The sequence below is a fragment of the Micromonospora sp. C31 genome (assembly GCF_018070575.1).
Taxonomy (GTDB): domain Bacteria; phylum Actinomycetota; class Actinomycetes; order Mycobacteriales; family Micromonosporaceae; genus Micromonospora.
Genome location: NZ_JAGPXN010000001.1, coordinates 667,379 through 681,477, shown reverse-complemented (window position 1 = coordinate 681,477; position 14,099 = coordinate 667,379). Strand labels below are relative to the sequence as shown.

The window sequence follows — 14,099 nt, the reverse complement described above, 5'->3', positions numbered from 1 at the left end:
CAGCAGGCCGCCGACCGGCGCCCGGCGGGGGTCGCCGCCGCGCCATCCCGTCGTGCGGTGCCGGCGGCCGACGGAAGGATGCTGTCGTGCGCAGGACCATGCCCGCCGGGCCTGACGGCCGCCGCCCGCTGACCGCCCCGCCGGCCGGGCGACGTGCCCGCCGCCCGCTGACCGCCCTGCTCGTCGCCGTGGCGCTGCTCTTCGGCGGGGGTGCCGTGCCGGCGTACGCGGAGCCCAACGAGGGCGGCACCAAGAAGCTCCGGGACGCCCTGGAGGCCACCGCCAAGGCGCACATCGAGGCCAAGGGGAAGCTCGACAACTCCAAGGCCCGACAGAAGCGGCTGGTGGGGCAGTTCAGCGCGCTGGAGGTCCGGCTGGTGGAGCTGACCGCGCAGGTCGGCGAGGTGGCCGCCCAGTCCTACCGGCTGGGCCGGCTGACGCCCACGTCGATGCTGCTCAACAGCGCGTCACCGGAGGCGTTCCTGGAGCGGGCGGCCAGCCTGGACCTGATGGCACAGCGCGACGGCCGGCGGCTGCGTGACCTGACCGAGGCGCGCGAGCAGGCCCGGCAGGCCAAGATCGCCATCGACACCGAGGTCCGGGAGCAGCAGAAGCAGGTCGCGGTGATGGCGAAGAAGAAGAAGGAGGCCGAGGCGGCGCTCGCTGCCGTCAGCTCGGGCAGCAGCGGCGGCTTCAGCGGCGCCAGTTCCTCCTCGGCGAAGCCGGCCCCCCGCAACTCGGACGGCTCCTGGCCGTCGGAGTCCTGCTCCGTGAACGACCCGACCACCTCCGGCTGCATCACCCCGCGCACCCTCAACGCCCTCAAACAGACCCAGGCCGCCGGCTACAAGCGGCACGTCTCCTGCTACCGAAGCGGCGGCTCCGGCGAACACCCCAAGGGCCGGGCCTGCGACTTCTCGGCCGCCACGGGCGGGTTCGAGGACAGGACCGCCACCGGCGGGGACAAGTCGTACGGGGACAGCCTGGCCGCCTGGCACGTGCGCAACGCCGGCCGGCTCGGCGTGCTCTACGTGATCTGGTACCGGCAGATCTGGCACCCCGGCACGGGCTGGCGGGCGTACGGCGGCAGCGGCAGCCCCGCCGCCGACCACACGAACCACGTTCATCTCTCGATGTACTGACCCGCGGCCCCAGTCGCACTGCGTACCATCGCCCGGGTGAGCTCCGCATCCTCCGACGTCACGGTCCCGCCCACGACGCCGCCGGCGACCGCCCGGGCCCTGCCCAACGGCCTCGCCGCGTTCCTGGTCTTCTTCTCCAGCGGCGCCGTCCTGGTGCTGGAGACCGCCGCGCTGCGGCTGGTCGGGCCGTACGTCGGGGTGACCCTCCAGGTGACCAGCTCGGTCATCGGCATCGCCCTGGCCGCCATCGCCTACGGGGCGTGGACGGGCGGCTGGCTGGCCGACCGGCGCAACCCGAGGGCCCTGCTGGCCCCGGCGCTGGTGCTGGCCGGCATCGCCACCGCGGTCACCCTGCCCGTCGTCCGGTACGCCGGTGAGGTGCTGCGCGGCGGGGCGGCCTCGGCCATCCTGCTGCTCGTCGCGCTCGCCGTCTTCGTGCCGGCGGCCCTGCTCGCCGCGGTCACCCCGCTGGTGGTCAAGCTCCAGCTCGCCGACCTGCGGCGCACCGGCCAGGTGGTCGGCCGGCTCTCCAGCGTGGGCACGTTGGGCGCGGTCACGGCCACCCTGGTCACCGGTTTCGTGCTGGTGGCCGCGCTGCCCAGCACGGTCATCCTGTTCGCCCTGGCGACCTCGCTCGGGCTCACCGGGCTCGGTCTCGGGGTGTGGCTGCGCCGGCAGGACCGCGCGGAACTGCCCGGTCCCGCCCGCGCCAAGGCCGCCCTGGCGGTGCTCGGCCTCGTCGGCGCCGGGCTGACCACGGTCGCCCCGAACCCGTGCGACATCGAGACCGCCTACCACTGCGCCAGCGTGGAGACCGATCCCGGCCGGGACTCCGGTCGCACCCTGCTGCTCAACTCGGCCCAGCACTCGTACGTGGACCTCGCCGACCCCACCCACCTGGAGTACGCGTACACCCGGTGGATCGGGGCGGTGGCCGACGTGGTCGCCCCGAAGGGGCAGCGGCTCGACGCGCTGCACCTGGGCGGGGGCGGTTTCACGGTGCCCCGTTACCTGACCGCCACCCGTCCCGGCACGGACAATGTCGTGTTCGAGATCGACGGCGGGTTGGTGGAGCTGGGCGAGCGTCAGCTCGGCGTACGCCAGGGGCCGGACCTGCGGGCGGTGGTGGGTGACGCCCGGCTGCTGGTCGCCGCGGAGGCCACCGACAGCCGTGACCTCGTGGTCGGCGACGCGTTCGGGCACCTGGTGGTGCCCTGGCACCTCGCCACCCGGGAGATGGCCGCCGAGGTCCGCCGGGTGACCCGCCCCGGCGGCGTCTACGTGCAGAACGTCATCGACTATCCGCCGCTGCGCTTCATCCGCAGCGAGCTGGCCACCGTCGCCGCCGAGTTCCGGCACGTCGCGCTCATCGCCCCGGCGGCGGCGCTCGCCGGGCGGGAGGGCTCGAACTTCCTCATCGTCGCCTCCGACGCCCCGCTGCCGCTGGAGGCGGTCCGTGCCCGGCTGGCCGAGCTGCCCGAGGACGCCACCGTGCTGGCGGGCGCCGACCTCACCGCGTTCGTCGGCGAGGCGCTGGTGCTTACCGACGACTACGCGCCCGTGGACCAGCTCCTCGCCACCGCCTGATCGGATGAATCGCTGACCGATTCCGACCCTGGAGGTGTAGCGGGGGCGCTCGGGGGCAACAACGACCACCATGGGTGGAGCGAACCGGGACGGCGCACAACTGCTGGGTGAGCGGTACCGGCTGATCGAACAGCTCGGGGCGGGCGGCATGTCCGTCGTCTGGCGCGGCTACGACGAGGTGCTGGGTCGCCAGGTGGCGGTCAAGGTGCTCGCGTCGCGGCTGGCCGCCGACCGCGCGTTCCGGCACCGCATCCGCATCGAGGCGCAGGCCGCCGCCCGGCTGTGCCACCCCAACATCACCAACGTCTACGACTACGGCGAGTCCGAGCAGGTCGGCCTGACCGTGCCGTACGTCGTCATGGAGCTGGTCGACGGCGAGTCGCTGACCGGCCGGTTGCGCCGGGGCAGCCTGCCCTGGCGGGAGGCGGTGACGATCGGCGCGGAGGTCACCTCGGCGCTGGCCACCGCGCACGCCCGCGGCGTGGTGCACCGCGACGTCACCCCGGGCAACGTCATGCTGACGGCCACCGGCGTGAAGGTGGTCGACTTCGGCATCTCCGCGCTGGTGGGCGAGAAGGAGAAGGGCCCGGACGGCGCTCTGCTCGGCACGCCCGCGTACCTCGCCCCGGAGCGGCTCGACAACGGTCAGGTCTCCCCGGCCACCGACGTGTACGCGGTCGGCCTGCTGCTCTACCGGATGCTCACCGGCCGGCTGCCCTGGCAGGCGAGCACCACCACGCAGATGCTGCGCGCGCACATGTACAGCGACCCGGAGCCGATGCCGCCGGTGGCGGGGCTGCCCGACGAGGTGCGTGACCTGGTGGGTCGTTGCCTGACCAAGCGCCCCGGGGGCCGTCCCGCCACCACGGAGGTCGCCCGGACGCTCGCCGATGCCGCCGGCATGGTCGCCGCGGTGCCGGTCTCCCCGGCGGCTGGGCCCGTGGACGAGGCCGCGCTGGCCGCCGCCGGTACCACGATCCTGCCCTGGTCCGCCGCGACCGACGCGCTGCCGTTCTCCCGTACCCGCAACCGGCGCGCGGCGACCCGACGCCGGCGCATCGAGGCGGGGGTGGCCGCCGCCGGACTGGTGGCGGTGACGGCGGGGTTGTGGGGTTTCACCTCCCGTAGCCCGGCCAGCGGGGGCATCGACCAGCCGACGGAGGCGCGGATGGGCGCCCAGGCACCGACACCGCCGCCCTGCCGGGTCGCCTACACGCTGCGCACGGACTCCGGCAAGGACTTCGCCGCCGAGCTGACCCTGACCAACACGGGGACGCGGGAGCTGCGCGACTGGCGGCTGAGCTTCCTCTTCCCGGGCCAGCAGACGGTGACGAAGGCGACGCCCGTCGCGGTGCGCCAGCAGGGGCGCACGGTGGTCGTGGAGCCCGCCCCGGAGCGTGCCGCGCTGGCCCCCGGCGCTTCGGAGAAACTGACCCTGACCGGCCGTCACACCGGCGTCAACCCGCTGCCGCTGGAGTTCCGCCTCGGCGACGAGACCTGCGGGGCGCAGGTCGCCGGGGTGGCCGGCGCGGCACCCGCCGTCGCACCCAGCAAGGCACCCGCCACCAAGGCTCCGACGAAGAAGGCCGGCACGTCCGCCGGGAGTTCGGGCGGCAGTTCCGGCGGGTCGAAGGCCAAGTCCGGCAGCTCCGACAAGGGCAAGGGGTCGGGTGGTGGAAAAAAAGTAAGCCAGGAAAGGGACACGGAAAGGGACGATGACGACGATGACGACGATGACGACGACGACTGAGCCCGCCGGGGTCAGCTGAGTTCCGCGAATCGTTGCACCTGCGCGATGTCCCCCTCGACGATCAGCATGCTGCCCGGGGTGATCACGGTGGCGTCCGTGGCGTACCGGAAGCGTTCGCCGGGCAGCTTCACGCCGACCACCCGGATCCCGTAGCGCTCGGTGGGGGTCAGGTCCCCGAGCGGTCGGCCGATCATCGTCTCCGGGGTGCAGACCTTGGCGATGGCGAAGTCGTCGCCGAACTCGATGAAGTCGAGCATCCTGCTGACGATCAGGTGGGCCACCCGCTCGCCGGTCTCCGCCTCGGGGAAGATCACGTGGTGCGCGCCGACCGAGTCCAGGATCTTGGCGTGCTTCGTCGAGGTGGCCCGTGCCCAGATCTGCGGTACGCCCAGGTCGGCCAGCGCCAGCACCGTCAGCACGCTGGCCTCCACCGAGGCACCGATGGCGACCACCGCCCGGCCGAACTCCGCCACGCCGAGCTGGCGCAGCGCCCCCTCCTCGGTGGCGTCGGCCTGCACGACGCGGTCGAGCTGCGCCGACCACCGCTGCACCTGGTCCGCGTTGCGGTCGATGGCCAGCACCTCGTGCTTCAGCGCGGTCAACGCGCCGGACAGATGGCACCCGAACCGGCCCAGTCCGATCACCACGACGCTGCCCTCGTCCGTCTTGCTCCTAGCCGACAACGGGTTGCTCCTCCGGGTACCGGTACAGCCGCCGCCGGGTGTTCAGGGCGAGCGCCGACCCGAGGGTCAGTGGCCCGATCCGGCCGACGAACATGAGAACGATCAGGGCGATCTGGCCGTTCGCCGGCAGCGACGCGGCGACCCCGACGCTGAGGCCGGTGGTGGTGAGCGCCGAGGTCACCTCGAACAGCGCGGCGTAGGGGGGAACCCCCTCGGTGAGGAAGATCAGTACCACCGTGCCGCAGGCGACCAGGGCGGCGCTGAGCAGCGTGATGGTGACGGCCTGCCGCTGGCTGGCGGTGGCCACCCGGCGGTGCCCGACCGTCACGTCCGGCTCCCCCCGTAGCTCCGCCCACATGACGAAGGCGAGCAGGAAGAAGGTGGCCACCTTGATCCCGCCGGCCGTGCTGGCGCTGCCGCCGCCGATGAACATCAGCGCGATGACCAGGGGGTAGCTCTCCTCCTCCAGGCTGGCCACGTCCAGCACGTTGAAGCCGCCGGTGCGGGTGAACGCGTTCTGGGCGAACGCCACGAGGAGCTTGTCCGACCAGGGGTAGATGCCCAGGGTGCGCGGGTTGGCCCACTCGATGGCCAGCAGGCCGAGGAAGCCCACCACCAGCAGCGTCACGCTGCCCCAGACGGTCAGTTTGGTGGCGACGGCCCAGCGGGTCGGCTGCCGCCACTCCCGTACGGCCTCGAACAGCGCCGGGAAGCCGAGCCCGCCGATGATGGCGCCGATCGAGAGCGGCAAAGTGACCCAGGCGTCGGTCGAGAAGGCGATCAGGCTGTCGGTGTAGAGGGCGAATCCGCCGTTGTTGAAGGCCTGGACGGCGTGGAAGACGCTGTTCCAGAGGGCCCGGCCGAACGGGTAGTCGTAGGTGAGCCACAGCCGGGCGGTCAGGATCGCGGTGATGCCCGCCTCGCAGGCCAGCGCGAGGCCGGCGATGTGCAGCAGCAGCCGGCGTATGTCGCCGATGCCGAACTCGGCTGTCTCGGCCTGCACCAGCAGCCGGCTGCGCAGCCCCAGCCGCCGGGCCACCACGAGGATCACCAGGGTCGCCCCGGTCACGATGCCGAGGCCGCCGACCTGGGTGAGGATCGTGATCATCACGAGGCCGAACTCGTTCCAGTAGTTCGGGGTGTCCACCACCGTCATCCCGGTCACCGAGACCGCGGAGGTGGCGGTGAACAGGGCGGTCAGGAAGGGGGTGTGCCGGTGGTCGCTGGTGGCCCAGGGCAGCATCAGCAGCCCGGTGCCGACCAGGATCGTCACCAGGAAACCGACCGGCACCAGCCGGACGGGGTGACGAAGGAGCCGACGCATCAGACAATCTTCCTTTTTGGTTGCGAGTCGGGTGTGGGAACCGGCATCCCGAGGGTTCATCCGCCGGCCAGGCACCGACCAACTCGCCGTCAACCCGGGCCTGTCTGCTGAGGCGGATTCCTCGACGACAAGGAGACGGCGTTGCGACGTACCCTTTCCGCCCTCGGCCTGGCCGGCGCCCTGCTCGCGGCGGCCGTGGCCGTGCCGGCGCTGACCGCGTCGGCCGCCCCGGCGCCCGCCGCCGAGCGCGCCCGGGCGACGGACCGACCCCTCGTGATCGGTCACCGGGGGGCCAGCGGCTACCGGCCCGAGCACACCCTGGAGGCCTACCGGTTGGCGATCCGGCAGGGCGCGGACTACATCGAGCCGGACCTGGTCGCCACCCGCGACGGCGCGCTGGTCGCGCGGCACGAGAACGAGATCAGCGGTACGACCGACGTGGCCGCCCGCCCCGAGTTCGCCGCCCGCCGGGCGACGAAGACCATCGACGGCGTCGCGGTCACCGGCTGGTTCACCGAGGACTTCACCCTCGCGGAGCTGCGGACCCTGCGGGCCAAGGAGCGGCTGCCCAAGGTGCGCGTCGCCAACACCGCCTTCGACGGCCGGTTCGAGGTGCCCACCTTCCAGGAGGTCATCGACCTGGCCCGGGCCGAGGGGCGGGCACGGGGCCGGACCATCGGCGTCTATCCGGAGACCAAGCACCCCAGCTACTTCGCGTCCATCGGGCTGCCGCTGGAGGAGCCGCTGGTCGAGGTGCTGCGGCGCAACGGGCTGACCCGCCGGAACTCGCCGGTGGTCATCCAGTCGTTCGAGACGGCGAACCTCCGCAAACTGGACCGCATGATCGACGTCAGGCTCGCGCAGCTCCTCGACGCCACCGGCCGCCCGTACGACTTCACCGTCGCCGGTGACGCCCGCACCTACCAGGACCTGGCGAAGCCGGCCGGCCTGAAGTGGATCGCCTCCTACGCCGACGGCATCGGCGCGAACAAGAACCTGATCGTCCCGCGGGACGCCGCCGGCCGGCTGCTCGCCCCGACCGCCCTGGTGCGGGACGCGCACCGGCAGCGGCTGATCGTGCACGCCTGGACGTTCCGGGCGGAGAACCAGTTCCTGCCGGCTGACCTGCGCATCGGCACCGACCCGAACGCCCGTGGCGACATCCAGGCCGAGTACGAGCTGTTCTTCAACCTCGGGCTCGACGGCGTCTTCACCGACCACCCGGACACGGCCGTCGCCGCCCGGGAGGGCCTCGCCCGGCGCTGACCGATCCCGCCGCCGACCGCCGGCCCGTCACCCCTGTCCCCGGGTGACGGGCCGGCACCGTTCGGCGGGAGTGCCAGGCCGGTGCCCGACAGGTCACCCGCTGGCGTCCGGCCCGCTGGCGTTCGGCTCGCTGGCGTCCGGCGTGCTGGCGTCCGGCTCGCTGGCATGGCGGCTCGACGCTGTCGAGCTGATGTCGCAGACGATTCAGGTGCGCCGGAGCGGACGACTCAGGCGTGTCGGCGTGGCTGCGCGGACGCTGTCGAGCTGCCCCACGTGTGAGGGCGGGCCGGCAGAGCAGGGGAGGCCGCCCACCTCTGTTGATGACTTGCGGGGTGTGAGCGGCGATCGCCTGCGAGATCTTGGCAAGAAACGGCCCCTCCAGGGGCGCTTGCCTACCAAGATCTCGCAGGCGGGGTGGTGGGGCTGGCGAAGTGGTGGGATGGGTGGGTTGGACGGCTACGTGGTGGGTCGCTCGGCCACGTAGGTGCCCCGGCCGGGGTGGCCGGTGATCAGCTCGCGGTCGTGCAGGAGCGAGAGCGCTCGCGAGGCGGTGTTCATGTGGACCTGGTAGGTCGCTGCCAACTCTCGGGTTGACGGCAACTTGTCGCCTGGTTTGAGTTCACCACTCTTGATCTTTGCGGTGATGTCGTTGGCGATCTGACGATATGGGGCTTCTGCTGTGGGCATGGGAGAACTCCGGTTGGTTCGGCAAGCCTCCGGGTTCGGACCTCAAGAGGGCTCCGGGGTCGTACCGCCGATGTGGGCTGCGGTCGTGGGGCCGGCGGCCCGGTCCGCATCCCCTACCTGCGGACCGGGTCGCCTTCCAGGCCGCGCGAGCCGTGCGCGCAGAGCAACGAGGGGGAGGCGCCCGTGCGTAACGTGCTGGACTTGTTCCGGCGGGTGGACCGGCGGAGGAGTCCGAGCCGGCCGCCGAACGGAGGGTGGTACCGGTCGGACTTCGGTCGCCCGCTCACCGCCGCACAGATTCGCGACCGCCGGTTCCGATCGGTGCGACGAGGGCTCGACCCGGTCGAGGTGTACGCGTTCCTGCACCGCGTCGCCGCCGAACTGGCCGCCACCCGCCGGGACGTCGTCCTCGTCGCCGAGGAGAACGCGCGGATCAAGCGGGTGCTGCGCAGCTGGCAGTCCCGGGCGTAAGCCTTCGGGTCTTCTGCGACAGCCTGCTCGACAACGGCCGTCGCTGTGGGCGGCCGGCCGACCACGACGGCCCCTGCGTCCCGCTGGAGCGGCCGTGACGGGCGGTGTCGGAAGGAGTCGCGGCGGGGTTGGCCGGTCGGCGTGCGGGCGGCGGCCGGACGGGCAGCCCGGGGCCGGTGGGACGACGGGAGGAATACGGCATTCGGCGGTTATCGGTGGCGCAGAACGACACAGCACTACTTCCGTCGATGGCCGGGGCGCCCATGGTGGATGCGCGAGGTCACCGCCACGTCGTGATCCTTGTAACCTCCGGCCACCCCATCCTGGCTACTTGTGTGTTTCGGCCACATAGCCCGTGGGTGACGTCACTTCTAGCGTGAGCCGTCATATGAGTTCCCTACCTCCGAGTCCTCACGTGGAGTCGCAATGACGGTCCGGACGACGCGGCGGGTGTTCCTCTCCGCCGCCACGATGATGGCCGCGGCGCTCGCCGCCACGGCCTGTGGCAGCCCGCAGGACACCGCCTCCGGCGGCGGTGACGCCGCTGCCCCGGTGAAGGTTGGCCTGGTCTACTCCCAGTCGGGAGCCCTCGCCAGCTACGGCAAGCAGTACATCGAGGGATTCAGGGCCGGTCTCGACTTCGCCACCAAGGGCACCAACAAGGTGGGCGACCGGGCCGTCGAGGTCACCGAGGTCGACGACGCCGGTGACCCGGCGAAGGCGGTCTCCGCGGCCAAGGACCTGATCGGCAAGGGCAACAAGATCATCGCAGGCTCGACGGCCTCCGGCGTTGCCCTCCAGGTCGCCCCGATCGCCGCGCAGAACAAGGTCCTCTTCATCTCCGGGCCCGCCGCCACCGACGCGGTGACGGGCGCCAACAAGTACACGTTCCGCTCCGGGCGGCAGTCGTACCAGGACGTGGTCACCGCCAAGTCGTTCATCGGCGACCCCGCCGGCAAGAAGGTCGTGGTCTTCGCCCAGGACGGCGCCTTCGGCGACGCCAACGAGGCGGCCGTGAAGGCCGTCATCGGCGGTGCGGGCGCGGCCGTCAGCAGCGTCCGGGCGCCGGCCAGCGCCACCGAGTTCACCCCGTTCGCCAGCCAGATCAAGTCCGCCAAGCCGGACCTGCTCTTCGTCGCCTGGGCCGGCACCACCGCCCCCGCGATGTGGCAGACGCTCGACCAGCAGGGCGTGCTCTCCTCCACCACGGTCGTCACCGGCCTGGACATCCGGGCCTCGTGGCCGACGTTCGGCGCCGCCGGCGCCAAGATCTCCTTCCTGTCGCACTACTTCGACGGGGCCTCCGACAACGAGGCCGTGCAGGCGCTGAAGGCCAAGGTCGGCACCGTCGACCTGTTCCACCCGGACGGCTTCGCCGCCGCGCAGATGGTCGTCCGCGCCATCGAAGAGGGTGGCGACGACGTCGAGAAGATGATCAAGGCGCTGGAGGGGTGGAGCTTCGACGGGGTCAAGGGCAAGATGACCATCCGCGCCGAGGACCACGCCCTGCTCCAGCCGATGTTCCAGGCCAAGCTGACCGGCAGCGGCACCGCGTACACGGCCACCGCCCAGAAGGCGCTGACCGGGGACGAGTCCGCGCCGCCGACCGTGGCGATGAAGGGCTGACAACAGATGCTCGCCACCCGCGGTCTGACCTGGCGGATCGGTGAGGTCGCCATCGTCGACGGCGTCTACCTCGACCTGGCGCCCGGGGAGTTCCTCGGCGTCATCGGGCCCAACGGCGCCGGCAAGACCTCACTGTTCAACCTGATCACCGGCGTACGCCGGGCCACGGAAGGTCGGATCAGCCTCGACGGGCAGGACATCGGCTCCCTGCCGCCGCACAAGCGGGCCCGTCTCGGCCTCGGCCGTACCTTCCAGGCCTCCTCGGTCTTCTCCTCGCTCAGCGTGCGGGAGAACGTCCGGCTCGCCGTGCAGGCGCACCGCGGGGGCTCGATGAAGCTGTGGCGGCGGGCGGCGGCCGACCGGGAGGTCGCCGTCGCCGCCGACGCGGCGCTCGACCGGGTCGGCCTCGCCCACCGGGGTACGGCGCTGGCCGGCACCCTCGCCCACGGCGAGAAGCGGAAGCTGGAGATCGCCCTGCTGCTCGCCGGGGAGCCCCGGGTCATGCTGCTCGACGAGCCGATGGCCGGGGTCAGCGCCGAGGACGTGCCCGAGCTGGTCTCGGTGATCCGCTCGCTCACCGGCGACAGCGGCCGGTCGGTGCTGATGGTCGAGCACCACATGGACGTCATCCTGGAGCTGGCCGACCGGATCGCCGTGATGCACCACGGCGCGCTGCTGGCCTGCGACACCCCGGAGACGGTGATGGCCAACCCCACCGTGCAAGAGGCATACCTGGGGGAGGCGCTCTAGTGGAACCCATTCTCAGCGTGGAGAACCTGTCGGTCCGCATCGCCGGGCTGCACATCCTCCAAGGGGTGTCCTTCACGGTCGCCCCGACCGGCGTCACCGTCCTGCTCGGGCGCAACGGCGTCGGCAAGACGACCACCCTGCGCGCGATCGTCGGCCTCACCCCGCCCGCCGGCGAGGTGCGCGGCACCGTGCGGATGGGCGCCCAGAGCCTGCTGGCCCGCCCCACCCACCGGCTGGTCCGCGGCGGGCTGGGCTACGTGCCGGAGGACCGGTGCGTCTTCGCCGGCCTCACCGTCGCGGAGAACCTCCGGCTCGCCGAACGGCGGGGCAGCACCCCGGCGTACGACAAGGTCTTCGCGCTCTTCCCGGAGCTGGACCGGCGCGGACGGCAACGGGCCGGCTCCCTCTCCGGCGGGCAGCAGCAGATGCTCGCGATCGGCCGGGTGCTGCTCAACGACAACCGGCTGCTGCTGGTCGACGAGCCGACCAAGGGGCTCGCGCCGAAGGTGGTGACCGAGGTGGCCGAGGTGCTGGAACGGGTCGCCGAGTCCGTGCCGGTGCTGCTGGTCGAGCAGAACCTCGCCGTGGTGCGGCGGCTCGCCCGCGACGCGGTCGTGCTGGCCGCCGGCCGGGTCGCCTGGACCGGCGACGCGCAGGAGTTGCTGCTGGAGACCGCCCTGACGAAGTCGCTGCTGGGCGTCGGGTCGGCGGAGGGACACCACCCCGCCGGTACGCCGGCCGGCGCGCGGAAGGACCAGCACTGATGGACACCGTCATCCTGTTGACGCTCACCGGGCTCGGCCTGGCGGCGCTCTACTTCCTGGTCGCCAGCGGGCTCTCGCTGGTCTTCGGCCTGGCCGACGTGCTCAACTTCGCGCACGGCGTCTTCCTCGGCGTCGGCGCGTACGGGACCTGGTGGGCGGCGCACAACCTGCCCGGCGCCGGGTCGGACGGCTTCGGCTTCGTGCTCGCGGTCGTCTTCGGGGTGGCCGCCGGCACGCTGGTCGCGGTGCTCGTCGAGCTGGTGCTGATCCGGCCGCTCTACTCGCGCACCATCGAGCAGGTGCTGGTCACCGTCGGCCTCTCGCTGGCCGGCGTGGCGCTGCTCCAGGCCACCTGGGGTGCGGACGCCCGGCCGTTCCCGCGCCCCGAGTGGACCCGGCAGGTCACCGGGATCCTCGGCGCCAACGTGCCCAACGGCGGCCTGCTACTGATCATCGCCGCGGTGCTGGTGCTCGGCGCGATCCTGGCCTTCCTCCGCTGGACCCGCTACGGCCTGATCATCCGGGCCGGCGTGGAGAACCGGGAGATGGTCACCGCGCTCGGCATCGACGTGCGCAAGGCGTTCACCCTCGTGTTCGCGATCGGCGGGGCGGCGGCGGCGCTGGCCGGCGCGCTCGGCGGCGTCTACTTCGGCACCGTCTCGCCCGGCCAGGGCGGCTCACTGCTGATCTTCGCGTTCATCGTGGTGGTCATCGGCGGGATGGGCTCGGTCATCGGGTCCGCGTACGCGGCGGTCGCCGTCGGCCTGACCCAACAGTTCGTCAACTACTACGGCACCTCCGGGCTGGGCGACATCTGCGTGGTCGCGCTGCTGGCCGTGGTGCTGCTGCTGCGCCCGCAGGGCATCGCCGGAAAGGTGGCAACGGCATGACCGAGGTCAAGAGCCCCGAGGCTCCGGCGCCGCCCGCGGCGGTGCCCGACGAGCTGACGCCGGGGCGCGGGCGGTGGCACGGGCTGCGCCCGTACCTGCCGCTGGTCGCGCTGGTCGTGGCGCTGGTCCTGCCGTACTCCACGCTGCACCTGCCGGGCGTCTTCGAGGGGGCGCTGAACTCCCCGGGCACCCTGCAACTGCTCGCCGTCTGCCTGGTCTTCGGGGGCCTGGCCGCCGGGTACGACCTGCTCTTCGGGCGCACCGGGATGCTCTCCTTCGGGCACGCCCTCTACTTCGCCGCCGGCGTGTACGGCACCGACATCCTCGTCACCAAGGCGGGACTGCCGCTGTGGCAGGCCGGGCTGCTCGCCGTCACCGGCGGCACGATCCTCGCCGCGCTGCTCGGCGCGGTGGCGCTGCGTACCGTCGGCATCGCGTTCGCCATGGTGACGCTCGCCTTCGCCCAGGTCGGGGCGATCCTGGTGGCCCGCGACTTCGGCGGGCTCACCGGCGGCGAGGAGGGGCTGCCGCTGGACGTCTCCGGGCTGCCGCAGGGGCTGGTCGGGGTCACCAACACCGTCAACCTCTACTGGCTGGCGCTGGCGTACCTGGTCGTGGTGGTCTTCGTGGTGCACCGGGTCTCCGGCTCGCCGACCGGCCGGGTGCTCGCCGGCCTGCGCGACGACGAGCGGCGGATCGGGGTGCTCGGGCTCGACCCGTACCGGTTCAAGCTGGTGGCGTTCACCCTGGCGGGTGGGCTCGCGGCGGCCGGCGGCGTGGTCTACGTCCTCATCGTGGGCGGCGCCTCGCCGCACATCACCTCCTCCGAGTGGACCCTGGCCCTGCTGGTCATGGTGGTGCTCGGCGGGCCGGGCACCCGGTGGGGCCCGGTGATCGGCGGGATCCTCTACATGTACCTGGACCACCGGCTGGTCGCGTTCGGCACGTCCGACGCGGTGGAGGCCCTGCCGGCGTTCCTGAGCAACCCGCTGTCGCAGCCGCTCTTCGTGCTCGGCACGGTCTTCATCCTGGCCGTCTACTTCTTCCCCGGCGGCCTGGCCAGCCTCGCCCCGCGACTGGCCCTGCTGCGGCACTCGCTGCGCATCCCGTCCCGCCGCCCCTGACGGTCGCGGGCCCCGCCCCGCCGACGACGACGTTG

General features: G+C 72.4%; 13 protein-coding genes. 10 read left to right on the top strand and 3 right to left on the bottom strand.

The window, feature by feature from the left end:
- Positions 1-98 precede the first annotated feature (98 nt).
- The 3 genes from KBX06_RS03160 to KBX06_RS03150 all read left to right on the top strand — a co-directional run bounded on the left by KBX06_RS03160 (position 99) and on the right by KBX06_RS03150 (position 4,479).
- Positions 99-1,142 (top strand): hypothetical protein, encoded by a 1,044-nt coding sequence (locus KBX06_RS03160; protein WP_210832946.1) that lies wholly within the window; start codon positions 99-101, stop codon positions 1,140-1,142.
- Positions 1,143-1,178: 36 nt separating this feature from the next.
- A complete protein-coding gene (locus KBX06_RS03155; RefSeq protein ID WP_210832608.1) occupies positions 1,179-2,729 on the top strand; it encodes a fused MFS/spermidine synthase in 1,551 nt (516 codons plus the stop codon).
- A 70-nt stretch (positions 2,730-2,799) separates the two neighbouring features.
- Positions 2,800-4,479, top strand: a complete 1,680-nt coding sequence (locus KBX06_RS03150) for a serine/threonine-protein kinase (RefSeq protein WP_210832607.1) — start codon at positions 2,800-2,802, stop codon at positions 4,477-4,479.
- 11 nt (positions 4,480-4,490) lie between these two features.
- Here KBX06_RS03150 and KBX06_RS03145 read toward each other — a convergent pair whose 3' ends face one another.
- Positions 4,491-5,162, bottom strand: a complete 672-nt coding sequence (locus KBX06_RS03145; RefSeq protein ID WP_247684992.1) for a TrkA family potassium uptake protein — start codon at positions 5,160-5,162, stop codon at positions 4,491-4,493.
- Positions 5,152-6,486: a TrkH family potassium uptake protein gene (locus tag KBX06_RS03140; RefSeq protein ID WP_210832606.1), complete on the bottom strand. Its 1,335-nt coding sequence runs from the start codon at positions 6,484-6,486 to the stop codon at positions 5,152-5,154. Before KBX06_RS03140 ends, KBX06_RS03145 begins: the two co-directional genes overlap by 11 nt.
- A gap of 141 nt (positions 6,487-6,627) precedes the next feature.
- On the opposite strand from KBX06_RS03140, the gene KBX06_RS03135 reads away from it, so the two are divergent.
- Complete coding sequence (locus KBX06_RS03135; protein ID WP_210832605.1) at positions 6,628-7,752, top strand: glycerophosphodiester phosphodiesterase; 1,125 nt, start codon at positions 6,628-6,630, stop codon at positions 7,750-7,752.
- A gap of 456 nt (positions 7,753-8,208) precedes the next feature.
- On the opposite strand, the gene KBX06_RS03130 is transcribed toward KBX06_RS03135, so the two are convergent.
- Positions 8,209-8,439 (bottom strand): GntR family transcriptional regulator, encoded by a 231-nt coding sequence (locus tag KBX06_RS03130; RefSeq protein ID WP_210832604.1) that lies wholly within the window; start codon positions 8,437-8,439, stop codon positions 8,209-8,211.
- Between the two features lie 72 nt (positions 8,440-8,511).
- Here KBX06_RS03130 and KBX06_RS03125 point away from each other — a divergent pair, with 72 nt between their 5' ends.
- The 6 genes from KBX06_RS03125 (at position 8,512) to KBX06_RS03100 (ending at position 14,064) form a co-directional block, all read left to right on the top strand.
- Positions 8,512-8,910, top strand: a complete 399-nt coding sequence (locus tag KBX06_RS03125; RefSeq protein WP_307854404.1) for a DivIVA domain-containing protein — start codon at positions 8,512-8,514, stop codon at positions 8,908-8,910.
- Between the two features lie 426 nt (positions 8,911-9,336).
- A complete protein-coding gene (locus tag KBX06_RS03120; RefSeq protein WP_210832602.1) occupies positions 9,337-10,536 on the top strand; it encodes a substrate-binding domain-containing protein in 1,200 nt (399 codons plus the stop codon).
- A 6-nt stretch (positions 10,537-10,542) separates the two neighbouring features.
- The gene (locus KBX06_RS03115) at positions 10,543-11,286 is read left to right on the top strand and encodes an ABC transporter ATP-binding protein (protein WP_210832601.1); all 744 of its coding nucleotides are present in this window, start codon (positions 10,543-10,545) and stop codon (positions 11,284-11,286) included.
- Entirely contained in the window at positions 11,286-12,050 is a 765-nt protein-coding gene (locus KBX06_RS03110) for an ABC transporter ATP-binding protein (RefSeq protein WP_210832600.1), read from the top strand. Before KBX06_RS03115 ends, KBX06_RS03110 begins: the two co-directional genes overlap by 1 nt.
- Positions 12,050-12,940 carry a branched-chain amino acid ABC transporter permease gene (locus KBX06_RS03105; RefSeq protein WP_210832599.1) on the top strand — a complete coding sequence of 297 codons (891 nt, stop codon included), beginning with the start codon at positions 12,050-12,052 and terminating at the stop codon, positions 12,938-12,940. The genes KBX06_RS03110 and KBX06_RS03105 overlap by 1 nt, the downstream gene beginning before the upstream one ends.
- Entirely contained in the window at positions 12,937-14,064 is a 1,128-nt protein-coding gene (locus KBX06_RS03100; RefSeq protein ID WP_210832598.1) for a branched-chain amino acid ABC transporter permease, read from the top strand. Before KBX06_RS03105 ends, KBX06_RS03100 begins: the two co-directional genes overlap by 4 nt.
- Positions 14,065-14,099 lie beyond the last annotated feature (35 nt).

Excerpts from the sequence above, each read along its gene's own strand:
- KBX06_RS03120 (WP_210832602.1), top strand. The coding sequence starts at position 9,337 with ATGACGGTCCGGACGACGCGGCGGGTGTTCCTCTCCGCCGCCACGATG.
- KBX06_RS03100 (WP_210832598.1), top strand. The coding sequence starts at position 12,937 with ATGACCGAGGTCAAGAGCCCCGAGGCTCCGGCGCCGCCCGCGGCGGTG.
- KBX06_RS03115 (WP_210832601.1), top strand. The coding sequence starts at position 10,543 with ATGCTCGCCACCCGCGGTCTGACCTGGCGGATCGGTGAGGTCGCCATC.
- KBX06_RS03140 (WP_210832606.1), bottom strand. The coding sequence starts at position 6,486 with ATGCGTCGGCTCCTTCGTCACCCCGTCCGGCTGGTGCCGGTCGGTTTC.
- KBX06_RS03105 (WP_210832599.1), top strand. The coding sequence starts at position 12,050 with ATGGACACCGTCATCCTGTTGACGCTCACCGGGCTCGGCCTGGCGGCG.
- KBX06_RS03160 (WP_210832946.1), top strand. The coding sequence starts at position 99 with ATGCCCGCCGGGCCTGACGGCCGCCGCCCGCTGACCGCCCCGCCGGCC.
- KBX06_RS03150 (WP_210832607.1), top strand. The coding sequence starts at position 2,800 with ATGGGTGGAGCGAACCGGGACGGCGCACAACTGCTGGGTGAGCGGTAC.
- KBX06_RS03130 (WP_210832604.1), bottom strand. The coding sequence starts at position 8,439 with ATGCCCACAGCAGAAGCCCCATATCGTCAGATCGCCAACGACATCACC.